Source organism: Streptomyces sp. DH12 (assembly GCF_020873895.1).
Classification (GTDB): Bacteria; Actinomycetota; Actinomycetes; order Streptomycetales; family Streptomycetaceae; genus Streptomyces.
In genome coordinates this window covers 151,209-175,399 of record NZ_JAHWGT010000004.1, presented here as the reverse complement: position 1 = coordinate 175,399, position 24,191 = coordinate 151,209, and the positions used below count along the sequence as shown (strand labels likewise).

23 protein-coding genes are annotated in these 24,191 nt (G+C 72.5%); 12 read left to right on the top strand and 11 right to left on the bottom strand.

Going from position 1 to position 24,191, the window contains the following annotated elements; translation table 11 throughout:
• Positions 1-13 precede the first annotated feature (13 nt).
• Positions 14-802, top strand: coding sequence for a hypothetical protein (locus tag LPA54_RS05210; protein ID WP_228974223.1), 789 nt, complete (start codon positions 14-16; stop codon positions 800-802).
• A gap of 210 nt (positions 803-1,012) precedes the next feature.
• Positions 1,013-2,350, top strand: coding sequence for a Cmx/CmrA family chloramphenicol efflux MFS transporter (locus LPA54_RS05205; protein WP_228974222.1), 1,338 nt, complete (start codon positions 1,013-1,015; stop codon positions 2,348-2,350).
• Here LPA54_RS05205 and LPA54_RS05200 read toward each other — a convergent pair.
• Both LPA54_RS05200 and LPA54_RS05195 read right to left on the bottom strand, forming a co-directional pair.
• Positions 2,298-2,573, bottom strand: coding sequence for a DUF4031 domain-containing protein (locus LPA54_RS05200; RefSeq protein WP_228974220.1), 276 nt, complete (start codon positions 2,571-2,573; stop codon positions 2,298-2,300). The two genes, LPA54_RS05205 and LPA54_RS05200, sit on opposite strands and share 53 nt — an antisense overlap.
• Positions 2,570-2,926, bottom strand: coding sequence for a hypothetical protein (locus LPA54_RS05195; RefSeq protein WP_228974218.1), 357 nt, complete (start codon positions 2,924-2,926; stop codon positions 2,570-2,572). The genes LPA54_RS05200 and LPA54_RS05195 overlap by 4 nt, the downstream gene beginning before the upstream one ends.
• A 147-nt stretch (positions 2,927-3,073) precedes the next feature.
• Here LPA54_RS05195 and LPA54_RS05190 point away from each other — a divergent pair, with 147 nt between their 5' ends.
• Genes LPA54_RS05190 through LPA54_RS05175 form a run of 4 tightly spaced genes read left to right on the top strand, consistent with a single transcriptional unit; the run spans position 3,074 to position 7,113 of the window.
• Positions 3,074-3,967 carry a MurR/RpiR family transcriptional regulator gene (locus LPA54_RS05190; protein WP_228974389.1) on the top strand — a complete coding sequence of 298 codons (894 nt, stop codon included), beginning with the start codon at positions 3,074-3,076 and terminating at the stop codon, positions 3,965-3,967.
• Between the two features lie 18 nt (positions 3,968-3,985).
• Positions 3,986-5,095 (top strand): N-acetylmuramic acid 6-phosphate etherase, encoded by a 1,110-nt coding sequence (gene murQ, locus LPA54_RS05185; RefSeq protein WP_228974217.1) that lies wholly within the window; start codon positions 3,986-3,988, stop codon positions 5,093-5,095.
• Between the two features lie 52 nt (positions 5,096-5,147).
• On the top strand, positions 5,148-6,662 hold the full coding sequence (locus LPA54_RS05180; RefSeq protein WP_228974215.1) for a PTS transporter subunit EIIC: 1,515 nt from the start codon (positions 5,148-5,150) through the stop codon (positions 6,660-6,662).
• 34 nt (positions 6,663-6,696) lie between these two features.
• Positions 6,697-7,113, top strand: coding sequence for a hypothetical protein (locus LPA54_RS05175; protein WP_228974213.1), 417 nt, complete (start codon positions 6,697-6,699; stop codon positions 7,111-7,113).
• Positions 7,114-7,175: 62 nt separating this feature from the next.
• Here the strand turns inward: LPA54_RS05175 and LPA54_RS05170 are convergent, their stop codons facing one another.
• Together LPA54_RS05170 and LPA54_RS05165 are read right to left on the bottom strand one after the other, a co-directional pair.
• Positions 7,176-8,780 (bottom strand): hypothetical protein, encoded by a 1,605-nt coding sequence (locus LPA54_RS05170; protein ID WP_228974212.1) that lies wholly within the window; start codon positions 8,778-8,780, stop codon positions 7,176-7,178.
• 199 nt (positions 8,781-8,979) lie between these two features.
• Positions 8,980-9,495, bottom strand: a complete 516-nt coding sequence (locus LPA54_RS05165; RefSeq protein WP_228974210.1) for a SigE family RNA polymerase sigma factor — start codon at positions 9,493-9,495, stop codon at positions 8,980-8,982.
• Between the two features lie 575 nt (positions 9,496-10,070).
• Here LPA54_RS05165 and helR point away from each other — a divergent pair.
• Positions 10,071-12,221 (top strand): RNA polymerase recycling motor ATPase HelR, encoded by a 2,151-nt coding sequence (helR, locus tag LPA54_RS05160; protein WP_228974209.1) that lies wholly within the window; start codon positions 10,071-10,073, stop codon positions 12,219-12,221.
• 275 nt (positions 12,222-12,496) lie between these two features.
• The gene (locus LPA54_RS05155) at positions 12,497-13,060 is read left to right on the top strand and encodes a dihydrofolate reductase family protein (protein ID WP_228974206.1); all 564 of its coding nucleotides are present in this window, start codon (positions 12,497-12,499) and stop codon (positions 13,058-13,060) included.
• On the opposite strand, the gene LPA54_RS05150 is transcribed toward LPA54_RS05155, so the two are convergent.
• Positions 13,057-13,293, bottom strand: a complete 237-nt coding sequence (locus LPA54_RS05150) for a DUF397 domain-containing protein (RefSeq protein WP_228974205.1) — start codon at positions 13,291-13,293, stop codon at positions 13,057-13,059. The two genes, LPA54_RS05155 and LPA54_RS05150, sit on opposite strands and share 4 nt — an antisense overlap.
• Positions 13,290-14,108, bottom strand: coding sequence for a helix-turn-helix transcriptional regulator (locus LPA54_RS05145; RefSeq protein WP_228974202.1), 819 nt, complete (start codon positions 14,106-14,108; stop codon positions 13,290-13,292). The genes LPA54_RS05150 and LPA54_RS05145 overlap by 4 nt, the downstream gene beginning before the upstream one ends.
• Positions 14,109-14,199: 91 nt before the next feature.
• On the opposite strand from LPA54_RS05145, the gene LPA54_RS05140 reads away from it, so the two are divergent.
• Positions 14,200-14,610 carry a hypothetical protein gene (locus LPA54_RS05140; protein ID WP_228974200.1) on the top strand — a complete coding sequence of 137 codons (411 nt, stop codon included), beginning with the start codon at positions 14,200-14,202 and terminating at the stop codon, positions 14,608-14,610.
• 87 nt (positions 14,611-14,697) lie between these two features.
• On the opposite strand, the gene LPA54_RS05135 is transcribed toward LPA54_RS05140, so the two are convergent.
• Positions 14,698-15,978: a hypothetical protein gene (locus LPA54_RS05135; protein WP_228974198.1), complete on the bottom strand. Its 1,281-nt coding sequence runs from the start codon at positions 15,976-15,978 to the stop codon at positions 14,698-14,700.
• A gap of 362 nt (positions 15,979-16,340) precedes the next feature.
• Here LPA54_RS05135 and LPA54_RS05130 point away from each other — a divergent pair, with 362 nt between their 5' ends.
• Together LPA54_RS05130 and LPA54_RS05125 are read left to right on the top strand one after the other, a co-directional pair.
• Positions 16,341-16,724 carry a hypothetical protein gene (locus LPA54_RS05130; RefSeq protein WP_228974196.1) on the top strand — a complete coding sequence of 128 codons (384 nt, stop codon included), beginning with the start codon at positions 16,341-16,343 and terminating at the stop codon, positions 16,722-16,724.
• Positions 16,725-16,935: 211 nt separating this feature from the next.
• Positions 16,936-18,195, top strand: coding sequence for an LLM class flavin-dependent oxidoreductase (locus LPA54_RS05125; protein WP_228974195.1), 1,260 nt, complete (start codon positions 16,936-16,938; stop codon positions 18,193-18,195).
• A 130-nt stretch (positions 18,196-18,325) separates the two neighbouring features.
• On the opposite strand, the gene LPA54_RS05120 is transcribed toward LPA54_RS05125, so the two are convergent.
• Entirely contained in the window at positions 18,326-19,258 is a 933-nt protein-coding gene (locus tag LPA54_RS05120) for a phosphotransferase family protein (protein WP_228974193.1), read from the bottom strand.
• An 83-nt stretch (positions 19,259-19,341) separates the two neighbouring features.
• Here LPA54_RS05120 and LPA54_RS05115 point away from each other — a divergent pair, with 83 nt between their 5' ends.
• Positions 19,342-19,965, top strand: a complete 624-nt coding sequence (locus LPA54_RS05115; RefSeq protein WP_228974191.1) for a GNAT family N-acetyltransferase — start codon at positions 19,342-19,344, stop codon at positions 19,963-19,965.
• A 244-nt stretch (positions 19,966-20,209) separates the two neighbouring features.
• Here LPA54_RS05115 and LPA54_RS05110 read toward each other — a convergent pair whose 3' ends face one another.
• From LPA54_RS05110 to LPA54_RS05100, 3 genes are all read right to left on the bottom strand, one after another.
• A complete protein-coding gene (locus tag LPA54_RS05110) occupies positions 20,210-20,746 on the bottom strand; it encodes a hypothetical protein (RefSeq protein ID WP_228974188.1) in 537 nt (178 codons plus the stop codon).
• A 1-nt stretch (position 20,747) separates the two neighbouring features.
• Positions 20,748-22,832 carry a hypothetical protein gene (locus LPA54_RS05105; RefSeq protein WP_228974185.1) on the bottom strand — a complete coding sequence of 695 codons (2,085 nt, stop codon included), beginning with the start codon at positions 22,830-22,832 and terminating at the stop codon, positions 20,748-20,750.
• 638 nt (positions 22,833-23,470) lie between these two features.
• The gene (locus LPA54_RS05100) at positions 23,471-24,175 is read right to left on the bottom strand and encodes a GDSL-type esterase/lipase family protein (RefSeq protein WP_228974387.1); all 705 of its coding nucleotides are present in this window, start codon (positions 24,173-24,175) and stop codon (positions 23,471-23,473) included.
• Between the last annotated feature and the right edge of the window lie 16 nt (positions 24,176-24,191).

The window sequence follows — 24,191 nt, the reverse complement described above, 5'->3', positions numbered from 1 at the left end:
GCACAATGGGTCCATGGCCGCACCCGCCCCGCACCCCGCCCACGACGAGCTCCGCGCCCGCTGGCTGACGACCGTCCGGCGGGCGCGGGACGCGGGCCGCCCGCCCACCGGCGACCCCGCCCCGCAGCCGCCGCGGGACGCGCCCGCCGGGGAGGCGCGTACGGGGAGCCCGCAGCCGCCGCACGGCCCGCACGCCCACGACGCGCACCCGTCGCAGGACGCGGGGCTGCCGGACCCGGAGCCGTACCTGCGCGACCTGCTGGGCCGCTGGGCCGAGCCGCAGCGGCGCTACCACACCACCGACCACCTCCTCGCCGTGCTCCGCCGCGTCGACGAGCTGGCCGGGCACGCCGACGACCCGGCCGCCGTGGAGCTCGCCGCCTGGTTCCACGACGCGGTCTACCTCCCCGACCGCTCCACCAACGAGGAGCGCAGCGCCCGCCTCGCCGAGCGGGCCCTGCCCGAACTCGGCGTCGACGCGCGCCGCACGGCGGAGGTGTCCCGGCTGGTGCTGCTCACCGTCACGCACGACCCGGCGCCCGGGGACCGCGACGGCGAGGTGCTGTGCGACGCCGACCTGGCGGTCCTCGCCGGCGGGCCGGAGGCGTACGCCGCCTACGCGGCCGCCGTGCGCGAGGAGTACGGCTTCGTCCCCGACGACGCGTTCCGCACCGGCCGGGCCGCCGTACTGCGGCAACTCCTCGACCTGCCGCGGCTGTTCCGCACCCCGTACGGGGCGGAGCGGTGGGAGGCCGCGGCCCGCCGGAACCTCGCGACCGAGCTGGGACTCCTGGGAATGTAAGCGGCTCCGACGGCGTTCGCACCTGTCATGCCGCCCCACGACGATCTTCCGCCCGAACCCGCCGCCGAACCCGCCCCTTCCGCCGCCTGCGACCCGGCGCCGTCCCCCGTGTCGTCCTCCGCGCCGGCGCCGGCGCCGGCTCCGACTCCGGTACCGGCTCCGGTACCGGCTCCGGTACCGGCCCCGGTGCCGGCGCCCGCTCCCGCCCGGATGCCGACGGCCGTCTACATCCTCGGACTGTCCGTCTTCGCGCTCGGCACCAGCGAGTTCATGCTCTCCGGGCTGCTGCCGCCCATCGCCGAGGACATGGGCGTCTCCATCCCGCAGGCCGGGCTCCTCATATCGGCCTTCGCGATCGGCATGGTCGTCGGCGCGCCGCTGCTCGCCGTGGCGACGCTGCGGCTGCCCCGCAGGACGACGCTGATCGCGCTGATCACGACGTTCGGCCTCGGGCAGGTGGCGGGCGCCCTCGCGCCCTCGTACGGGGTGCTGTTCGCGTCCCGCGTGGTGAGCGCGCTGGCCTGCGCCGGGTTCTGGGCCGTCGGCGCGGCGGTCGCCATCGCGATGGTGGCGCCCGGGGCGCGGGCCCGTGCGATGGCGGTGATGATCGGCGGCCTGTCGATCGCGAACGTCCTGGGCGTGCCCGCGGGCGCCTTCCTCGGTGAGCACCTGGGCTGGCGCTCGGCGTTCTGGGCGGTCGGCGCCGCCTCCGCGCTCGCGCTCGTCGGGGTCGTCACGCGCATCCCGCGCATCCCGCTGCCCGCCGAGCGGCCGGCCCTCCGCCGGGAGCTGGCGATCTACCGGGACCGGCAGGTGTGGCTGGCCGTGGTGGTCACCGCGCTCGCCGCGGGCGGGGTGTTCTGCGCCTTCTCGTACCTGGCCCCGCTCCTCACCGACGTGGCGGGGCTGGACTCCGGCTGGGTGCCGACGGTGCTGGGGCTCTTCGGTCTCGGCGCGCTCGTCGGTACGACCGTCGGCGGCCGGGTCGCCGACGCGCACCTGTTCGGGGTGATGCTGAGCGGCATCACCGCGTCGACGGTGCTGCTCGCGGCGCTCGCCCTGTTCGGCGGCAGCCCGGTCGCGGCGGTCGCGGTGTCGTTCCTCCTGGGCGTCTCGGCGTTCTTCACCGCGCCGGCGCTCAACGCCCGGATGTTCAACGTGGCCGGCGCCGCCCCGACGCTCGCGGGCGCCACCACGACGGCGGCGTTCAACCTCGGCAACACCGGCGGCCCGTGGCTGGGCGGCACCGTCATCGACGCCGGCCTCGGCTATCCGGCGACCGCTTGGGCGGGCGGCGCCATGACGCTCGTCGCACTGCTCGCCGTGGGCGTCGCGCTGCGGCTGCACCGCCGGGAGGCGGGTACGCCGAGCCGCGTCGTCACGGGCGCGCCGGGGGCGGTCCCGATGCCCGCCGACACCCCGGCCCCCGCCGATGCAGTCCCCGCCGGAACCGCGTCCGCCGGAGCCGCGTCCGCCGGAGCCGCGTCCGCCGGGGTCACGGCGAAGGCGTCCGGAGGTGCTTCGGGCGGCGCAGCCCGGCGGCCCTGAGCAGCCGCACGATCTCCTTCGAGCCGACCTCCACCGCCCCGGCGGCCACGGCGTCGCCGTAGCGGTGCGCGGGGATGTCGTAGTGGTCGCCGTCGAAGGCGCGGGGCGGGGCGCCGATCGCGGCGGCCGCCGCGTGCAGCTCGTCGAAGGACGTGTCGCTGATCAGGTGCGACCACATGCGGCCGTGGCCGGGCCAGGTCGGCGGGTCGATGTACAGCGTCATGCCAGCCCTCCCACGGGGGCGACCACCACGCCGGCCCGGCCGCACACCCAGTGCGGGTCGGGGCCCAGCTCCGGCTCGACGTCGAGGGCGTGCGGGTCGCCCGAGTCGCAGACGGGACACAGCGGCCAGCGCCCGTACCGCTCCAGCAGCGCGTCCTGCACGTCCTGGGCGACCAGCCCGGGGAGGTAGCCGACGCCCTCCGGCCACTGCCCGACCCACCAGCGGCGGTGCGTGACGGAGTCCTCGACCATCGACACGACCTCGGCCTGGGCGACGTCCCGGGCGGCGAGGTCGGCGAGGACGAGCGCGCGGGCGGCGTGCAGGGCCTGTTCCAGCCGGTCCGGTTCGTTCATGCAGCCATTCTGACCCGCGGGGTTGACGGCCACCATCGCTGAAAATACGTTTCAGAGGTGATCGACGACGTGAAGGAAACTTTCACCGCCCCGGTGGGGCCGCCGGACCGGGGCGGCCCGCGCGCGGACGCGGGCGCGGGCCCGGTCGTGGGCGCCGCCCCGGACCCGCTCGCCGCGAAGGTGCGCACCCTGGCCCCGTCGATGACCCGCTCCATGCTGCGCGTCGCGGAGGCGGTCGCCGCCGACCCGGCCGGGTGCGCGGCCCTCACGGTCACCGGCCTGGCCGAGCTGACCGGTACGAGCGAGGCGACCGTCGTGCGCACCGCCCGCCTCCTCGGCTACCCCGGCTACCGCGACCTGCGCCTGGCGCTGGCCGGCCTGGCCGCGCAGCGCACTTCGGGCCGCTCGCCGGCCGTCACCTCCGACATCGCGGTCGACGACCCGATCGAGGCGGTCGTCGCCAAGCTCGCCCGCGACGAGCAGCAGACCCTCGCCGACACCGCCGCCGCCCTGGACACCGTCCAGCTTGCCGCGGCCGTCCAGGCCCTCGCGGACGCCCGCCGCACGGACGTGTACGGCAGCGGCGCCTCCGGGCTGGTCGCCCAGGACCTGGCGCAGAAGCTGCTGCGCATCGGCCTGGTCGCGCACGCCCACCACGACCCGCACGTGGCGGTGACGGGCGCCGTGCAGCTCGGCGCGGGGGACGTGGCCGTCGCCATCACGCACTCCGGCGCCACCGCGGACGTCATCGAGCCGCTGCGGGTGGCCTTCGAGCGGGGGGCGACCACCGTGGCGATCACGGGCCGCCCGGACGGGCCGGTCGCCCAGTACGCCGACCACCTCCTCACCACCTCCACCGCCCGCGAGACGGAGCTGCGCCCGGCGGCCATGTCGTCCCGCACGAGCCAGCTCCTCGTGGTGGACTGCCTGTTCACCGGGGTCACGCAGCGCACGTACGCGACGGCCGCCCCCGCGCTGTCCGCGTCGTACGAGGCGCTGGCCCACCGCAGGGCGCCGCGGCCGCGCCCGTCCACCCGCTGAAGCACGGGAGTACCGCGCATGAACGACCCCGCCCCGCACGCCCGGCGCCTCACCCACCACCAGCCCCCGCACCGCGCCCCGGCCGAAGCCCCGCGCCACGGCCCTGGCGACGCGAAGCACGGTCCTGCCGAAGCCCTAGCCCCGCGCCACGGCCCTGGCGTCGCGGGCCACGGTCCTGGCGCCGCGGGTCCCGCTCCTGCCGACGCCCCGGCCGGTGCCTCGCTCCGCACGCAGCTGGGCGCCCTCACCACCGAGGAGTTCCGCCCCGACCTGGCGGACGTCGACACGCGCTCCACCCTCGACATCGCCCGCGCCATGAACGACGGTGACCGCGCGGTCCCGGAGGCGGTGACCGGGCAGCTGCCGCGGATCGCCGCCGCCGTCGACGCCATCGCGGCCCGCATGGCACGCGGGGGCCGCCTCGTCTACGCGGGCGCCGGCACGGCGGGCCGGCTGGGCGTGCTGGACGCCAGCGAGTGCCCGCCCACCTTCAACGCCGACCCGTCGCAGGTGGTCGGGCTGATCGCGGGCGGCCCCGAGGCGCTGGTCCGCTCGGCGGAGGGCGCGGAGGACGCGGCTTCCCTGGCGCACGACGACCTGAAGGCCCTCGACCTGCGCCCGGACGACACGGTCGTCGGCGTCTCGGCGTCGGGCCGCACCCCGTACGCGGTGGGCGCCGTGGAGTACGCGCGGGACGCGGGGGCCCTGACGGTCGGCGTCGCCTGCAACGCGGGCAGCGCCCTGGCCGCCGCGGTGGACCACCCGATCGAGGTGGTCGTGGGCCCGGAGTTCATCACCGGTTCGACGCGGCTGAAGTCGGGCACGGCGCAGAAGCTGGTCCTCAACATGCTCTCGACGATCACGATGATCCGGCTCGGCAAGACGTACGGGAACCTGATGGTCGACGTGCGCGCCACCAACGACAAGCTGCGCGCCCGCTCGCACCGCATCGTCGCGCAGGCGACCGGCGCCTCCGACGGGGAGATAGCGGCGGCCCTGGAGGCGACGGGCGGCGAGGTGAAGAACGCCATCCTCGTCCTGCTGGGCGGGGTGGACGCCCCGACCGCCGCCCGCCTCCTCGCGGAGCACCACGGTCACCTGCGCGCCGCGCTCTCGGCGGTCCCCTGACCCCGACCGAGCCCCCGGCGGCCCCCGGACACCCCCGCACGGCGAGGCCCCCATGACGACGACCGAAGAACCCCGCCCGCCCGACCACCGGTCGACGGCGGCGGCCCTGCTCCCCCTGGTCGGCGGCGCGTCGAACGTCGCGTCCGTCGCCCACTGCATGACCCGGCTGCGCCTCGCCCTGCGCGACCGCTCCCTCGTGCGGGAGGCGGAGCTGCGGGCGCTGCCCGCCGTGCTCGGCGTGGTGGAGGACGAGGGCACGTACCAGATCGTCCTCGGTCCGGGCGCGGTCGCTCGGATCACCCCGGAGTTCGCGGCGCTCGTCGCCGCGACGGCCCGCCCGCACGCCCCGCCCACCGGGAGCCCCGCGACCGCCCCGGCCGGCGCGGGCCCGGGAGACCCCGGCGCCCCCAACCAGGCAAGCCCACCAGTCCCACCAAGCCCGCCAGGCCCCGGCGGGCAGCGCCCGGTACGCCGTCTCCTGCGCCGCGTCGCGAACGTCTTCGTCCCCCTCATCCCCGCCCTCATCGGCTGCGGCGTCATCGCCGGCCTGAACGGCCTCCTCGTCAACCTCGGCGCGCTGCCCGCCCTCACGCCCGCCCTGACGGTGATCGCGTCCGGTTTCATGGCGCTGATCGCGGTGTTCGTCGGCTACAACACGGCGCAGGAGTTCGGCGGTACGCCCGTGCTCGGCGGGGCGGTCGCCGCGATCGTCGTGTACGCGGGCGTGTCCCGCGTCGAGGTGTTCGGGCAGCAGCTGTCGCCCGGCCAGGGCGGCGTCCTCGGCGCGCTGGCGGCGGCGTTCCTCGCGACGCGCGTCGAGAAGTGGTGCCGCCGCAGGGTCCCGGAGGCCCTCGACGTGCTGGTCACGCCGACGCTGACGGTCCTCGTCGCGGGCCTCGCGACCGTGTACGGGCTGATGTACGCGGCCGGCGAGGTGGCGACGGCCATCGGCACGGCCGCCGACCGGCTGCTGGCGCACGGCGGCGCGGCGGCCGGGTTCCTGCTGGGCGGGTTGTTCCTGCCGCTGGTGATGCTGGGCCTGCACCAGGCGCTGATCCCGCTGCACGCCACGCTGATCGAGCAGCAGGGCCACACGGTGCTCCTGCCGATCCTGGCGATGGCGGGCGCCGGGCAGGTCGGCGCGTCCCTCGCCGTGTACGTGCGCCTGCGCCGGGACACGGCCCTGCGCCGCACGATCCGCTCGGCGCTCCCCGCGGGCCTGCTCGGGGTGGGCGAGCCGCTCATCTACGGCGTGACGCTGCCGCTGGGCCGCCCGTTCGTGACGGCGTGCGTGGGCGGGGCGTTCGGCGGGGGAGTGGTGGGCCTGTTCGGCATGTGGGGCGACACGGTCGGCTCGACGGCGATCGGACCGTCGGGCTGGGCGCTGTTCCCGCTGCTGGACGGGGCGGGCGGCCTGCTGAGGACGGTCACCGTCTACGCGGCGGGCCTGCTCGCCGGGTACGCGGCGGGCTTCGTCGCCACGTACTTCTTCGGCCTGCGCGGCATCACGGCGACCGCCCCGCCGCCCACCGGACCGCCGACCACCGACCCGTCCACCGCCCCTTGACCTCAAGCGCACTTGAGGAAGCAGGCTCGGGGGCATGACGACACACGACGACACGACCCTCCTGTTCCACAACACCATGCGCGTCACCGACGGCCACCTGGAGGACTTCCTCGACGCGATCGACCGGGCGGTGGCCTTCGCGCGGAAGCACGGACCGCAGCTGATGGTGCAGACGTTCGTGGACGAGGAGCGGCTGCTCGCGCACAGCTTCCAGCTGTACCGGGACTCCGAAGCGGTCCGCGCCCACTGGCGGCTCGCGGACCCGTACATCAGGGACGTGATGGAGCACTGCCGGGTGGAGCGCTTCGAGGTCTACGGCACACCCGACCCGGACGTGGCGGAGGGCGTCCGGGCAGGCGTGGGCGACACCTGCGAACTCACCTTCACCCCCCGCGCCACCGGCTTCCTCCGCCTCCCGGCGACGCCCACGACGCCCGCGCCCGCCCCCTAGGTCCTGTCCGGGAAGTCCCGCCTGGGCCCCGACGCCCGGCACGCGCGCTCGCCGCGTTGGACCTAGGGGCGGGGCCGCCTCAGGGAGTCGACGAACCGGTCGTTGTTCCAGTCCTGGTGCGTGGCCAGGGCCTTCATCTCCGGCAGGTTGATCGCCGGGGTGGTGCGGGTGGCGTCGGCGTCCGGGGCGGGGGCGTTGTACGCGGTGACCGTGACGTAGTGGCCGCGCGGCTGGGCGCCGGTGACGGTCCAGCGGGTAACGCCCTCGCCGCCCTCGGCCACCTTCTCCTCGCGTACGTCGAGCACCACCTCGTCGGTGGTGTTGCGCCGCTTCCGGTCGATGCGCAGCTCGACGAGCCCCGGGCCGAGACCGTCCGTGTCCACCACCTGGCTGCCCTTCGCCATCAGGTAGGACCAGTCGGCCGCGCCCCTGCCCGACTCCCAGACGCGGCCCGGTCCGTCCCGCTCCTCGTCGGGGGCCGGGGGCAGGGCGTCGAGAGCCGGGCGCCAGCGGGGTGACATGGCGAGCGCCTTCAGCTGTTCGCTGGTGAGCGCGGGTACGGCCCGGGGTGCCTGGCCCGTGCCGGGGGCGCTGCGGGTGTCGACCTCCACCATGTCGCCGGTGGCCGACACGTACGTCACCGACCGTTCCAGCACCTGCTGCGGGCGCTGCGTCCGCACGTCGTGGCTGCGCGTCACGGATCCGTCGGGCAGCTTCTCGCGGACGCAGTGGGACACGTGGCACCTGGTGAACTGCCGGGTCGAGTACCCGTCGGGGTCGACGCGGTACAGCGAGACCGTCACGGCGGTGCCGCCCTTGCCGTCGTCGTACACGAGGGTCGCGGTCGGTCCCCGGTGGTCGGCGGTGCCCCGGGCCCGCTCCTGGCCGAAGGTGCCGCCCTTCGGGAGGAGCGCGCGCAGCGTCTCGGTCATGCCCCGCGCCGACACGGTGTCCCGCGGCTTCACGAAGCGCGGGTCCATGGCCTTCTCGCCGAGCAGTGGGTCGGGCTTGGGCAGGCGGCCCATCTCCTCCCGCCACTCGTTCGCGTGGAGCAGCCGGTACAGGGCCGGGTGGAGCACCGGCGCGTTCCGGGTCCCGGTGGGGCGCTGGGGGTCGGGGGTGTTCCACAGGGTGAAGTCGACGAAGTGGCCCTCGGGGGTGACGTGCCGGGTGCGCTGGTTCTTCGTCACGGGGGTCGTCCACGGCTTCTCGTGGCTCGCCCGGTCGAAGGGGAGGGCCTTGTCGCCGCGGCGGGGGTCGGCGACGCCCAGCCGCAGCTCCACCAGCCCGGCGCCCTTCCCGTCGTCGTAGACGAACGACACGTGCGCGTACTCGCCGGGCTCGCGCGGCAGGACCTGCTGCCGGCTGATCGTCCCGCCGGGGGTGAGCCTGCGCAGGATGTCGAATACGCGGTCACCGCTCAGCTCGGCCGTCTCCTCGGCGACGGAGGCGTCCCGGTCGTCGTCGAGCATCCCGGTCGCGTAGGCGCCGGTGCCGAGCGTGGCGAGCGCGACGACGCTCGCGGCGACGGCGAGCCCGGCCCTCCTGCGGCGCAGGCTGCGCCGTCCCTCGGTCGCGGCGGTGGTCATGAGCTGCTCCTGTCGGTCCGTGGTGAAGGTGTCGCCGGTACGGCGCAGTGCCTCGCCGAGCTGGTCCTCGAAAGACATGGGGAATCACCGGTTCGCTGAGGTCGGGGTGGATGCTCGGCCGTCGGTCGCGCCGTGACGTCGGTCGCGCCGTGACGTCGGTCGGGCCGTGACGTCGGTCGGGCCGTGACGTGGGCCGGGCCGTGGTGCGGGTCGGGCAGTGATGCGGGTCGGGCAGTGATGCGGGTCGGGCATGGCGAGGGTCGGGCGGTGACGTGGATCAGGTCGTGATGAAGTCGGTCGCGTGGGCGCCCAGCAGGGTGCGCAGCCTGGACAGGGCCCGGGTGGACCGGGTGCGTACGGCGGCGGGGCTGGTGCCCATCGCCCGGGCGGTCTCCTCGACGCTGCGGTCCTCCCAGTACCGCAGTACGACGACAGCCCGGTCCTTCGGCGCCAGCTGCCCGAGGGCGTGCAGCAGTGCCACCCTGGTGTCGGGGTCCGGTCCGCCGGACGCGGCGGCGTCGGGCACGTCGGCGAGGACGACCTCCGTGGAGGCGCGCCGGCTGCGGTGGGTGAGGAAGACGCGGACCAGCACGGTCTGGGCGTACGCGGCGGGGTTGTCGATCCGCCGCCCCAGGCGGCGCCCCCACGCCACGTACATCCGTCGCAGCGTCTCCTGCGTCAGGTCCTCGGCGAGGTGGACGTCGCCGCTGGTGAGAAGGCACGCGGAGCGGAAGAGGTGGCCCGTGCGGCCTGCCGCGAACTCCATGAACTCGTCCGCGCGGGACTGTTTCACGCCTTCCCCGTTTCCTGTCTGGTGGTCGGGGAGAGGCGGGGCCGCCCCTCCACCCGTATCGACCGGGTGGCACCGGGGAAACGTTTCACGTCCGTCGTGGGCGATTCCCGGCGGGCGCCGAAGAGCGGGCGGGGGTCGTACGGGCTGCCGAGGCGAGCGCCAGGGCAGGCACCGCGCGGCGGGAGGAGCCGGAGAGGCGGCGCAGAGGCGGCGGGCGGCGCGGCGGGAGAACCGGGGGAGGCGGCGGGCGGCGCGGCGGCGGGCGTCGAGGGAAGCGACGGCGGCGGGCGTCGAAGGAAGCGACGGCGGCGCGCGGACGATCAAGGGATGGGGCGGGAGGGGGACCCACTCTCCGCCACCTTCAACCTATAGCGCACCGGGGGGCTTGCGGCAAGGCCCCCGTCGTGGCGCAGAATCGCTGGTCTGAAGGCCGCGAGCCGCCGAAATGCGGAAATGGGAGATTCACGACGTGCGTGTGCTGTTGTCGTTCCACGGGGTGTGCGGGGACATCGGGCCCCTGCCGGAGCCCGTGCCACGGGTCCCCCAGGCCGTGACCCCGCGGGGAGGTCGCTGACATGGCCCCGCTGACCACGAGCGCGTTCGACCTGCCCGAGCGCCTGGCCGCCAAGGCGGACCCGGCACTGATCACCGCCGACGAGGAGCACTTCGCGGCCATCGCCGCCGCCCTGGAGCAGTCGATCGCCGAGGTGACCGCCCGTCTCGACGCCACGTTGCGGGCGCCCGGCGGCGTCGGCCGGGAGGCGATGGAGCGGGACGTGGAGGTGCACCGGCTGTCCGGGCGGCTGCGCGCGCTGCGCCGCTTCGGCCTGGACCTGTGCCTGGGCCACGTCGTCCTGGCGGGCGAGGCGGAGCCCCTGTACGTCGGGCGGCTCGGCCTCACCGACCCGGCGGGCCGCCGGCTGCTGGTCGACTGGCGTTCCCCGGCGGCGGAGCCGTTCTTCGCGGCGACCCACGCCAACCCGATGGGCCTGGTCAGCCGCCGCCGCTACCGCTGGACCCGCGGCCGGATCAGCGACTACTGGGACGAGGTGTTCACCGCCGACGGGCTGGAGCGGCGCGCCGCGCTCGACGACCAGTCGGCGTTCATCGCGAGCCTCGGCGGCAACCGGTCGGAACGGATGCGGGACGTCCTCGCCACCATCCAGTCCGACCAGGACGCCATCATCCGCGCGGGCTCCCGAGGCGCCCTCGTCGTGGACGGCGGCCCCGGTACGGGCAAGACCGTCGTCGCCCTGCACCGCTCCGCCTACCTGCTGTACTCCGACCCGCGCCTGGGCCACCGCCGCGGCGGGGTGCTGTTCGTCGGCCCGCACGAGCCGTACCTGGCGTACGTGGCGGACGTCCTGCCCAGCCTGGGCGAGGAGGGCGTGCAGACCTGCACCCTGCGCGACCTGGTGCCCGAGGGCGCCGCCGCGTCGGTGGAGGGCGACCCGGCCGTGGCCCGGCTGAAGTCGTCGGCGCCGCTGGTGCGGGCGATCGAGAAGGCCGTCCGGTTCTACGAGGCTCCGCCCACGGACGCCATGACGGTCACGACCCCGTGGGGCGAGGCCCGGCTGACCGCCGACGACTGGGCGGAGGCGTTCGAGGCGCCCGAGCCCGGAACCCCGCACAACGAGGCCCGTGACCGGATCTTCGAGGAACTGGTCACGATCCTCCGCGACCAGTTCGACGCCGAGGTACCGGACGACCTGTTCCGCAGGGCGCTGCGGCACGACCGGCAGCTCGTCGGCGCGCTCAACCGCGCGTGGCCGCTGCTGGAGGCGACCGACCTGGTCGGCGACCTGTGGACCGTACCCGCCTACCTGCGGATGTGCGCGCCCTGGCTGGACCGGGAGGAGGTGCGGGCGCTCCAGCGCGCGGAGCCCCACGCGTGGACGGTCTCCGACCTGCCGCTGCTGGACGCGGCCCGGCAGCGGCTCGGCGACCCGAAGGCGTCGCTGCGCAAGCGCCGGCACGACGCGGACGTCGCCGCGCAGCGGGCCCGCATGGCCGACGTCATCGACAACGTCATCGCCGCCGACCACGACGGCGAGGGCGCGGTGACGATGCTGCACGGCCAGGACCTGCGTGACAGCCTCGTCGACGAGTCGGCGCTGCCCACCGCCGACCCGGACGTCCTCGCCGGGCCGTTCGCGCACGTCGTGGTGGACGAGGCGCAGGAGCTGACGGATGCGGAGTGGCAGATGCTGCTGCTGCGCTGCCCGTCGCGCAGCTTCACCATCGTCGGCGACCGCGCGCAGGCCCGGCACGGGTTCACGGAGACCTGGCAGGAGCGGCTGGCACGGGTCGGCATCGACCGGGCGGAGGTGGCCTCCCTCACGGTCAACTACCGCACCCCGGAAGAGGTCATGGCGGAGGCCGAGCCGGTCATCCGGGCGGCGCTGCCCGACGCCAACGTGCCGACCTCCGTCCGCAGCAGCGGCGTCCCCGTCCGGTACGGGTCGGTGGAGGAGCTGGACGAGGTCGTCGACGCGTGGCTCGCCGCCCACAGCGAGGGCGTCGCCTGCGTCATCGGCGCCCCGTCGTTCCGGGAGCGCCCGCGCGTACGGTCGCTGACGCCGGAGCTGTCGAAGGGGCTGGAGTTCGACCTGGTCGTCGTCGTGGACCCGGAGCGGTTCGGCGAGGGCGTCACGGGCGCGGTGGACCGGTACGTCGCGATGACCCGCGCGACGCAGCGGCTCGTGATCCTGCGCACGGCCGGCTGACCCCCGCCCGCCGCCACGGACCCACGGCCGGACGCCCGGACGGCCCGGCCCGGACCTTCGCCACGGCGCGGGTTCGGGCCGGGGCGTCCGGCTCCTCCTCGGACGTACCGGGGAGGAGCCGGCCCGGTGCGCCCGCGTCGCGGCAAGGACGACGTGCGCGCGTACCCACGCGGACGGGCTCCCGGCCGCGACACCCGAGGGGCACCCGCGAGCCGTGACGGGTCCGACGGGGTCCGGTGGCCGTACGGTCGAACCCCGCCCCGAGGAGGCTCCCGATGCGCAAGGTCACCTATTCGATGAACGTCTCACTCGACGGCTACATCGTCGGACCGGACGGCGGTTTCGACTGGTCGGCCCCGGACGAGGACGTCTTCCGCTTCTGGATCGACGACATCCGGGAGGTCGGCGTCCACCTGCTGGGACGGCGGCTGTACGAGACGATGCTGTACTGGGAGACCGCCGACCAGGACCCGGCGCTCGACGCCGCGTCGCGCGAGTGGACCGACCTCTGGAAGCCGCTCCCGAAGGTGGTGTTCTCCACCACGCTCTCGGAGGTACAGGGCCGGGCCCGCCTGGCTTCGGGCGGCCTGGCGGAGGAGATCGCGCGGCTGCGCGCCGAGCCGGGGGAGGGCGACATCGCGATCGGCGGCGCGACGCTGGCCGCCGAGGCGGCGGCGTCGGACCTGATCGACGAGTACCGGGCCGTGGTGTACCCGGTACTGGTCGGCGGCGGCACCCCGTTCTTCCCCCGGGGCGAGCGGCGGGTGGACCTCGAACTGGTCGAGACCCGCACCTTCAGCTCGAAGTTCCCCTACCTCCGCTACCGCGTGACGCGCTAGCGCACCGCCCGTACGAACACGCCCCACGCACCCGCCGCGACGGCCAGCCCGGGGCGGGCGACGTCCTTCGAGTCCCGCACGTGCACGGTGTGCGGACAGACGGCGACCTCGACGCAGTCGCCGCCCTGCGGACCGCTATAGGAAGACTTGATCCAGTCGAAGGCCACCTCGACGCACTCGCCACCCTGGCCACCGCTGTAGCTGCTCTTGAACCAGTTGAGGTCGGTACTCAAAGCTCTCGTGCCACCTGTTCAATGAGACGTACGGAATCTTCTGGGGACAGTGCCTGCGCTCGCAGCGTGCCATACCGTTCGAACGTTTCCCCCACGTCGGGTTGCTCGCTGAGAAAGTAGCGACCGCCTTGCCCTTCGACGTAGACGAGCTGCCCAAGGCGCTTGGCTGTCTCCAGCAAAGTGAAGGGCCCGTCGATGCCTGCGTGCGTCTGCCTGCTCTCCGGCATGACTTGAATGGAGACGTTACGTAGGCGCGCGACGCCGAGGACGTGCTCCAAGGTCTCCTTCAGCACGGCCGATCCGCCGATTGGCCGGGTGAGCACGATCTTCTCCAACACGAAGGTCACATGCGGACGAGGCGCCTTGGTGAGCACTTGCTGCCGAGCCAGGCGAGCGGCGACGCCCGCTTCGATCTCCTCGTCTTCCAACGCTGGTACAGCGCAGTTGAAAACCGCCTGCGCGTACCGTGGCGTCTGCAGCAGTCCTGGAATCACCCGGTTCTCGTACTTGTGAATGCCCGCAGCCCTTTGCTCCTCCACCAAGTAGTCCTCGAACCACGCCGCCACTCCACTCGCGGTGACCTCCTGCGCGACCTCCAGAAGTGCACCCTGTGCACCCAGGACCTCGTCCGCGACCTCCACGAACCGGGCGCTCGGCTTGCGCTCGCCGCGCTCGATCATGGCCACCTGGGACTTGGAGTACGCGGTGTGCTCGCCCAGCACTTCCAGGGAGACCTTCGCGCGCTGCCGGTGGAAGCGCAGCAGCCGTCCGAACGCCTTGGCGGCACCGGGGGTGCCGTTGGTCCCGATGTTCACAGAGTTCACAGTCGCCGCTCCCATGTGCACAGCTCAGCACAGACGCCTTGTGGCGCTGGTCACAGTAGAGCGGAGTCGTGAAGCTGGTCTCATGAATCTCCCCAAGCCGCTTGACAGGGCTCCCTCTTGGGTGCCCGCCTCCGGTCATGCCCTGCGTCACGCGGGCGTTCACTTCGACGCCGTCCGGATCGCCGGGATGCTCGCGGAGGAGGTCGCGTACCGGCTCATGACGTACACGGACTTCCAGGCGGGCCCGATCGTGCGGCAGCTGGCGGGCCAGCGGAACATGTACTTCCTCGTCCCGCCGCTGACGGCCGCCGCCCACGCCTGGCCGGCGGGTCGGGCGCGGGCGCTGTCGCGCGGGGCGGGGTGCGCGGCGTACGTCGGGGTCCCGGCGCTGGACGGTCTGACGTGGCCCCTGGACTGGCGCTCGCTCCCCACCCGGGACATGCCGTTCGTGGACCCGGAGCTGCTGCACCACCTGCTGCTGGAGGTCCTGTGAGGGCGCGGGCGCGGGCCGTACCCGTGGGCATGCGAAAAGGCCCGGCGGCGCCCACAGGGGCGTCGCCGGGCCAGGTGGTGGTCGCCGCTAGCGGGACAGGGACTTGGCGAAGAGGGCGTAGAGGTGCTTGTGCGCCTCGTCCTGCGTCGGGTAGAGCACCAGGACGCGGATGGTCAGCTTGCCGCCCTTCGGGACGACGTGGACGCCCTCGGGAGGCGAGCCGAGGAGGACGTCCCCGTGGGAGCCGTCCTCGATGATCATCCCCCAGAACGTGCTGGTGAACTCCTTGTAGAGCACCGACCCGACCGGGAGCTGCCCGAACCCGACGTTCCAGTGGGTCACGTCGGAGTCACCGGCGTACAGGGTGATGTCGTAGGAGTGGATGTACTTCTGGGTCTCCCAGTCCTGCCAGCTGGAGTTGAAGGTGAAGTCGACGGTGAGGTTCTTCTTCGCGGCGGTGAAGGCGACCGTGTCCGGCTCCGACTCCTGGCTGCCGCGCACGGCCGTCGCCGTCACCGCGTGACTGCCCGTACTCCATCCGCCGTCCGGGGCGAAGGACCAGTTCTGACCGCTCACCGGGGCGCTGCCGAGCTTGGTGCCGCCCTCGACGAGGTGCACGGAGTCGGCGTTGAAGGCGACACCGTCGACCGAGGTCCCGGTGTCGACCTCCGCGCCGTCCAGGGGTGACCTGATGTCCACGACGGGGCTCGGCAGCGTGACGTAGAAGCGCTGGTAGGCCTTGCCGGAGGTCACGTCGTCGCGCACGGCCACGGCGGCGAGGTCGTGCTGCCCGAGCGGCCAGTCGGCGTCCGGGGTGTACTCCCAGGCGCTGTCCTTGACCGGGACGCCGGCCAACTGCTTGGTCCCGTCGTAGAGCAGCACCTGCTGCACGTCGGGGGCGGCGGTGCCCCGGACGGGCTGACGGCGGTTCTCGGTCTGCGCCCCGGCCGCGGGGGCGGTGAAGACCGGGAGCGGCACCGGCTTGGCGAAGGCGAGGGCGGACTGGGCCTGGTCGTTCCACGTGCTGGTCGGGCTGCCCGACAGGGGGATCCTCGTCATGTCGTCGATCGACGTGCCGGCCTTGACGGGCAGCTGGCTGCCGCCCTGATTGGTGCGCGTGAAGAGGATGTTGTCGTCGGCGGTGTTGTTGACGACGGAGCTCACGCCGTCGTCGCTCTGGTCGAACTCGTACTCGCTGAAGTTGTTCGCCGTGCCCTTGGCCGGGATGACGAGGATCTTGTCCCGTGGTCCGCCCACGTTGTAGTTGACGTCGGCGAACAGCGCGAAGGTGCCCGCGGGGGCCTTGTCCTTGCCTCGGCCACGGATCACGTACGGCTTGTCGGGGGTCTTGCCGCTGTCGTCTGCCACGCTTGCCTCGCTCCTTGGGTGCCGATGTCTCCGTCGCCAGGCTTCCGGCCCATCTGATGGACCGTCAATTACGGGATGGGCGTTCGAGTGCCATCCGGCCAGGCCGCGCGCTGGCCGGATCGCGCAGAGGGAACGATCCGCCCCGAGGGCCCGTGCGGTGCCGGTCGGGGATGCGCACGGCCGGAGTCGATGCCAGGACGGGCCCGCGTGCCGGGGCGGGGGCCCGGCACGCGGGCCCGTCGGGTCGCCCGGTGGGTGGACGCGGTCGCACCGCGTGACGCCGTTCCGGCGGCCTGGCCGAGGGGGTGCGAATTCCGGCCCGCAGCCGAGCCTCGCGCAGCGCTGGGGCGGCGGGTCCTTGCGTGAACCGATCGGCCAACAGTTCCCGTCGGCGCCTGCTTGTCGAACGGAGCGCCGACGGCTGGGGCGGCCCGGCGATCACAAGTCGGCACACACCGGCGCGGGTTCGGCCGGGTGGGTCGCTGTACTGGCTGACCGGCACCGCCGGCTCGTCCGCCGCCCTGTACTACGAGGACGGGCGGGAGTGGGGCGAGCCCGAGCCGCTTTCCGTGCCGCTCGGCGTGGCGATGTTCGGGGTCCAGGACATCGCGCTGCGCCGGGACGAGGAGGAGGTCGACAACGTCGTGCACTGGTCGGAGTTCGACCGGGGCGGCCACTTCGCGGCGATGGAGGCCCCGGACCTGCTGCTGGCCGACCTGCGCACGTTCTTCGCCGACTACCGCTGAGACCCGCGGCCGTCGCGCCCCGCCCGGCCGGCGGGTGTTCGGTGTGTCGGACAGGCGCCGACCAGTGGGGCGGGTGGTGCGGTAGTGGTCGGTGAGGAGGGGAGTACCGGCCAAAACCGCACTGCTTGGGTATGCCACGTACCGCGTAGGGGCAGCCCGAGATCGTCGGGTCGATGCCGCGCCCGTCCGCCTTACCGAGGAGCACACCGCCATGAGATTCGGACTGCTGTACCAGCACCAGTTACCCCGTCCGTGGGAGTCCGGCAGCGAGGAACGCCTCCTGCACGAGGCCCTCGACCAGATAGAACTGGCCGACCGGCTCGGCTACGACTACGTGTGGGAGACGGAGCACCACTTCCTGGAGGAGTACTCCCACTCCTCCGCCCCCGAGGTGTTCCTCGCCGCGGCCGCCGCCCGTACCGAGCGGATCCGGCTCGCCCACGGCATCGTCACCCTCGCCCCCGGCGTGAACCACCCCGTGCGCGTCGCCGAGCGCGTCGCCACGCTGGATCTGATCTCGCGCGGACGCGTCGACTTCGGTACCGGGCAGGGCAGTTCGCAGATGGAGCTCGACGGGTTCGGCGTCTCCCGGGAGACCAAGCGGGAGCAGTGGCAGGAGGCGCTCGGCGTCGTCACGCGGATGCTCGCCGACGAGCCGTTCACCGGGCACGAGGGCCGCTGGATCGACGTACCGCCGCGCAACGTCCTGCCCAAGCCCAAGCAGCGCCCCCACCCCCCGCTGTGGGTGGCGTGCATGGCCCGGCAGACCATCGAGTCCGCCGCGCGGGCGGGCCTCGGCGCGCTCTCGCTCTCCTTCGTCACGCCGGAGGAGGCCAAGGAGTGGGTGGACCTGTACTACCGGGTCATCGCCTCCGACGACTGCGTCCCCGCCGGGCGGGCCGTCAACCCGAACTTCGCCGTCGTCCTGCCCTTCCTCTGCCACCCCGACGAGGAGACGGCCCTCGACCGGGGCCTGGACGGCGCGCACTTCTGGTCGTTCGGTCTGAAGTACTACTACGGGCTCGGCCGGCACCGGCCCGGCACCAGCGACCTGTGGCAGCAGTTCGAGGAGATGCGGGCCGAGCACGGGCTGACCCGCGACCCGGTCGCGGCGCTCGGCGAGCCCCGCACCCCGGAGGACGAGGCGCGGCTCGCGCAGATCGCCTCCCTGCGGCAGGGCATCGGCACGCCGGGGCAACTGACCGACCTGGTACGCCGGTACGAGGCCGCCGGCGTCGACCAGGTGATCTTCGCGGCGCAGCTGGGCCGGACCCGTCACGAGCACGTGTGCGAGTCGCTGCGGACGTTCGCCGGGGAGGTCATGCCGGAGTTCGCGGCCCGCCGCGCCGGGCGCGACGCGGAGAAGGCGGCGCGGCTCGACGGGCCGATCGCGAAGGCGCTGGCGCGGATCGAGCCGGACACGACCGACATCGGCGACTACGCGGTGGCGCCGGAGCCGCAGGGCAGGTGAGCGGGGGCGGTGAGAGGGGGCGGGCGGCCGCGCGGCCCGGACGGGAGGCCGCCCGCCCCTCGGCGCGGAGCGCGCGGTGCGGGGTGCGGGGCGTGCGGCGCGGGGCTCGGGGCGCCGGCTCGCCGGGTGGTCAGGCCGCCGCCGTGCCGAACCACGCCTCCGCGAGGTCGTCGAAGGTCCGCGCCCCGCGCGTGCCCACCTCGCGCAGGTACCAGGGGAGGTCGCTGTACACGTGCAGCAACGTGTACGCGAGCACCGCCCGCGGGTCGACGGGGCGGCCGTACGCCGCGAGCAGCCGGGTCATCAGGACCGGGTCGCCGCCGGTGACGAAGACGCCCACGCCGACGAAGTCGTACACCGGGTCGCCGATCATCGCCGGCTCGAAGTCGAACAGGCCGGTCAGCCGCCACCCGTCGGGATCGGTGAGCAGGTGCTGCCGCATGACCTCGGTGTGCAGCAGCGCCGGGCGGTGCGGGGCGCCGGGCAGCGGGACGGACGCGAGGAAGCCGGGAATCCGCTCCAGCCACGGCTCCGGCAGGCCCCGCGCGCGCTGCCGGGCGACGGCCCGCGCGCGCTGCCGGTCGGTGAAGGCGCCCCAGTCGCCGGGCCCGAGCACGTCCGCCAGCGGGGCCGGGTCCAGGGCGTGCAGCGCGGCCAGCGCCTCCCCGACCCGGGCGGCGAGCCGCACCCGGGCGGCGTGCGGGGCGCGGCCCCAGGCGTGCGCCAGGTTCTCGCCGCGCAGCCGCGACATCAGGACGTACCGCCAGCCGTTCTCGTACGCGCCGGCCGCCTCGACCCGCGGGGTCGGCACCGGCAGCCGCCCCTGGAGGTACGCCAGCACCCGGCCCTCGGCGATCCCGTCGCTCGCGGCGGCGCCGGGGAAGAGCTTGAGGACCAGCTCGTCACCGACCGCGTACACCGGCTGCGAGCCCTCCGGGAAGCGTGTCAGGGAGGCCCCGGCCAAGCCGAGGCGGGCGCACAGGTCCTCGGCGCCCGGCCGCATCACGGCCTCGTCGGGGACGACGGCGTCCCACTCCTCGTCGGTCTCCACGGCGGGCAGCATGACCGTGACGGTAGACGGCCGGGATCCGTCGCCTCAACGGATATTCGATGGGCAGGCGGCCGTCCCGGGGCGACAATCCGCCCATGGGATCCACGGAAGCCTTCCTGACGACCGACCGCCTGGTCCTCCGCCCCTTCTCGCCCGGCGAGGAGGAACTGCTGGTCGGGCTGGACGGAGACCCGGAGGTGATGCGGTACCTGACCGGGGGGCGGCCGACTCCCCTGGAGGTCGCGCGGGACGAGCACCTGCCGGGAATGCTGCGCCGCCACCCGTGCACGGGGGTGTTCGACTACTGGGCGGCCGAGGACGCCGTGACGGGGGAGTGGCTCGGGTGGTTCGAGTTCCGGCCGCTGGAGCGGGACAGCGCGGCCGAGGTCGAACTCGGCTACCGGCTGCGCCGGGCGGCGTGGGGGCGCGGCCTCGCCACGGAGGGCGCGCGGGCGCTGGTCGACAAGGGCTTCGCCGAGCTGGGCGTCGAACGGGTCGTGGCGTACACGATGGCGGTCAACCGCGGCTCGCGGCGCGTGATGGAGAAGACCGGGCTGAGGTATGTGACCACGCACTTCGAGAAGTGGCCGGACCCGATCGAGGGCGCCGAGGAGGGCGAGGTCGAGTACGCCGTGACCCGCGCGGAGTGGCACGCCCGCCGCACGGCACCGGCACCGGCACCGGCACCGGCGGCCGGCGCGGCGGACGCGTCGGCGTAGGTCCCGGCCCGGCGGGCGGGTCGGCTGGCGTGAGCAGGGGCGTGGACGTGGTTTCGGCCGCCGTGACGCGACTGACCAAACCGTGAGTGCCCGCGGGGGCCGCACCGACCGGTCAGTGCCGGTCCGACGCGTGCGCCGACCGTGGATGACCCAGCACAGCCTCGGCGGCATTCACTGAACCTCGCGTTCAGCCGTACGCCGGCACGAGGTGGGGCGCCGCACCGGCAGGCGCGGCACCCCACTGTCATCGGCGCTGTGACGCTTGGGTGCGGATCTCTGCCTCACAGCTCAGTGTCTGTGTATATCGGCGTGATCCCTGCTCGTACTCGTATCGGCAGTCCCGAACGTTCCCATGCACCCGGTCGGTAACGCGGAGGCGAGCAAGATAATAGATCTTGCTTGCCTGGTTGGGCTGTACCTCGACGGGCTGGTCGATGTAGTTCCGCAGTTCCTGGAATCTAGGAGAAGCGGAATCCGCGGCGTTGGAAAGGAAGTAGACGCCTCCGGTGTCGTTGATCTTGAATGCCCCGTAACCGGTGACTTCAAGACCCTGCGGCACCGACATGACTTCGGCACGCGTTATTTTGATGGCTTGGCCGGAGGTGTTGTGTGGGACGGGGAGTGCGAACCACCATTCCTGCCCGACTCGCGCCTTCTCTGTGCCAGCGGTGCCGTTGGACATGGTCGTCTCTGTGTACAGGGCAGTGCCTGCCTCGCGGGCCTGTGTTTGTTGGGGCGTACTGCAGCCGATCAGAAGCGTCAAGGCGGCTATACCGGCCACCCTAGTAAGAGTGGAACATGCCCGGATTCCCGTGAAGCGGACCACTGCGTCCCCAGATGGCGTGCGCACTTCTCCCCCTGCCTGCGTATATCCGCTGCGCGTGATCGCGATCATAGGTCGTCTGCGCAGAAAAGGTGATGCCATAGGCGGTGGCAGCTCTTTCGATCTTGGAGCTGCGGCCGCGGGTCAGGGCGAAGTATGTGTCACGCGGAACGACAGCCCGGTACTCAGGGCGCGACCCGAGGTAGTTGTTCATTCCGTCCTTGTTCATGACATCCTTGCCGAACTTCGCCGTAGCGCCGCCCGGGGGAACCTTGTATCCACCTGCCACAATTCGCCAGTACTTACCGCGTAGAGTGGGAATTGCGCCGCAGTAGGTTTCCCAGCGTTCCTTGTGCCATTCGATGGGCACGGTCCACTGCTTCGAGAAGTAGGGCCCGCGATAAGCGTAGTGAGTGGAGATACCAGCCGAGGATCCCCGTGAAACCTTTCCGCTGACCGTCCACTTGGAACCGAAGCTGATGGCGGAGTCGAACTGGCTGGAGAGTTTGTTTGAGTACTCTACTGACGATCGTGCGTCCCAGTATGCGTGACCCTCGCCGACGGCGGTGTACGCGACCACACTCTTCTCTCTGAAGGAAAATGTCTGACACCCCGATCCGTTTTCATAGGGAGTCACCTTTTGGGAGCGAATGTCTGCGCCGTTGATCACATATGGATCAAAGTTGGAGGGTGCCGGCGCTCTGTCGCTCTGCCATTTGGGTGTTCCTTCGTTCGAGGCGAGCGGCGCACTCTCGTGCTTCGCCGCGTAGGTCTGCGCTGACTGCTCGGCAGTGGGCGCTTGGCCGGAGTTATCCGGGTTTTCGTCATTGAGGAGAGGGAGAAGCGGAGTCGTCGTCGGGGCGTCCGCAGCCGATGAGGCCGCGAAGGCAGTGGGCTGCCCGCTGACAGGTGCGTCAGGCGCGGCCACCAGGCTCACGGTTCCGATCATGGGGACCCCTGAGGTCGTGACACCATCCGTTCGGGCGGTGACGTTCAGGGCGCCTCCGTTGTCATCGGCTGCCTTCTGTATGTCCGTTGGGAGTACATCCGGAAGGGTCAATGACCAGGTGCCGTCCTGGGCTGTACGTGTCGACCCCAGGTCGGGCAAGTCGACTGCTTCGCCTCCCGGCCCGCGTGCGTCGGTTGCCTCCACCGTTACGGGAAGTCCGGCTGCGGGGCTTCCGTCTCCCAGCACGAACTTGCCGGAAACCTTGGCGGGGCCGGGTGGGGTGGGGTCGGTGGGAAGTGTCGCGGGAACCTCCGGCACACCAGTCATATCCGGGGCTGCATCGCTGATGAAGGGCTTGGCGTCCTCAGAGGCCTCCGTGATACACGGCACGGCATTGACGAGGACGTCACCGAAGATCCCCACCGCGACCTCATCCCGAGATGAGCGCAACTCGGAGGGTGCGCCCGTGTAACCCCGCACTACACCACCTGGCAGACGTGGGGCCAAGCCACTCGGCCCGGACAGGGTGTAGACGGTTCCAGGTCCGGGACTCCAGGCCGTTCGCACGTCCGAGAGCCCGGTCGCGATAGTCCTGCCACTCGTCCCGAGCGAGACCTTCTCACCGCTGAACGAGTAGTCCCACACGCGAACTTGGCTGCCGAGGAGGCCGTACACCTTGTCCCCTGCTGTCCATATCTTGGAGGACTGGCGGAGCTCGGTCAGTGCGGGATCTGCCGCGTCAAGCCGAGCCTTACGCGTGGTGGAGCCCGTGGTTCCCGACGATGGGTAAACAACCTGATACAGATGCAGATTGCCTGTGTCGTCAGTCGCCAGAATGTTCCCATTCGTGTCAGCCCATATTTTGTCGAAGCTGGGCCACGACTGATCGGGGTTCGTGAAGTAGTACCTCGGCGTCAACAGGCTGCCGCCACTGCCTGTCATGTCTCTATAGGCCTTCAGGGATCCATTCAAGCCTATCTCGTATATCGTGCCCTTGTTCCCGGAAAATAGCCTGCTGTGCAGTGGGACGGTGGCGTTGTCCTCTGTGGGTATCAGGGTGCCGTTCGCGCCACCGCTCGAGGGGTTCCAGTCCATGTACTTTCGAAGTGTGCGACTGCCTGTACCCGCGACGCGGTTTTCCCATACATATGTGGATACTTTGGAGTGGCACTGAGTGCTGGTGGCTGCTGTCTCGGCCGGTGTATCCGCTACAGACGCTGATTTGGCGGCAGCCTGACTCGATGACAGTTGTGGAAGCAGGCCAATGGTAAGGGCTGCGGCGCAAGCCCCAAGAAGGGCTTTGCGTGGCATGAGTCTTCGTATCAAAGTTCTTGTTCCCCTGTTTTCGGTTCGCAAAGGAATCGCGCCGCTGGTCTGTGGTCATCAGGTGCGGCGCACTGAAGATGGTCGTTCACTCTGCGTGGCCCGACGATCGCACACGAGTGAAGCGCGGGCAACAGAACCATCGAATTCTTGAGGTTCAGTTGAGGTAACGCAGTTGAGGTGCTGCGGCCTGGGCCAACTTGAGGAAGAGACGGCGGCTCAGGATTCAGGTGAGCGAGCAGGATGCTTGCGACGACGTGAGCCCCGAGTACCGCCGGTGCGCTTCACTCTCACGTCTTCTATTGGCTGCGTTTCCGGATGGCTGACCGACCCTCCTCGCGATGGCCATGTAGCGGCCGGTTCCCGCAAGATGCCTGCGGCTTGGATGACCGCCTACGGCGCTGTGCCCGTCACCGGGCCGGGCGGTACGGGGCGCCCAGGTCCCAGCCCTGGTGGAGGGCGGTCGCGAAGGCCGCGGCCAGCTTGTGCTCGCCCGAGGGGCCCGGGTGGGTGCCGTCGTGGGTGTCGGTGCGCAGGTCGTAGCCGGCGGGTGGCGACGCGAGGAGCAGGGGGGACGCGCCGTCGTCCAGGTCGGCGACCGTCTTCGCCAGCAGCTCGTTGAAGCGGGCGCACTCCGCCGCGAACGGCGGCTCCTCCTCGGCGCGGACGTTCGGGATGACCGGCAGCAGCACCGCCCGCACGCGCGGGTTCGCGGCGCGCGCCGCCGCGAGGAACGCCCGGACGTTCTCCACCGTCTGGTCGCTGTTCGTGTAGAAGCCCAGGTCGATCAGGCCGAGCGAGACCAGCAGCACGTCCGCGCCGCTCTCCGCCACCGCGTCACCGACGACCGGCGCCATGTGCAGCCAGCCCTCGCCCCACCCCGCCAGGTGCGCGCGGGCCGGCCCGGGGAAGGCGGGGTCCGCGTAGGCGGTGGAGACCGGCGCGCCGGCCTCGTGGTCGTAGAGGGTGGTGCGGGGGCCGACGATGCCGTACCGGCCGGGGCCGAGCACGGCCTCCAGGTGCTGCCACATGCGGTAGCGCCAGGTGTGCTCGCCCGCGCTGCCGATGGTCATCGAGTCGCCGACGAACAGGAACCTGGGGGACATGGCCGCCATCATGGCCGGTCGCGGG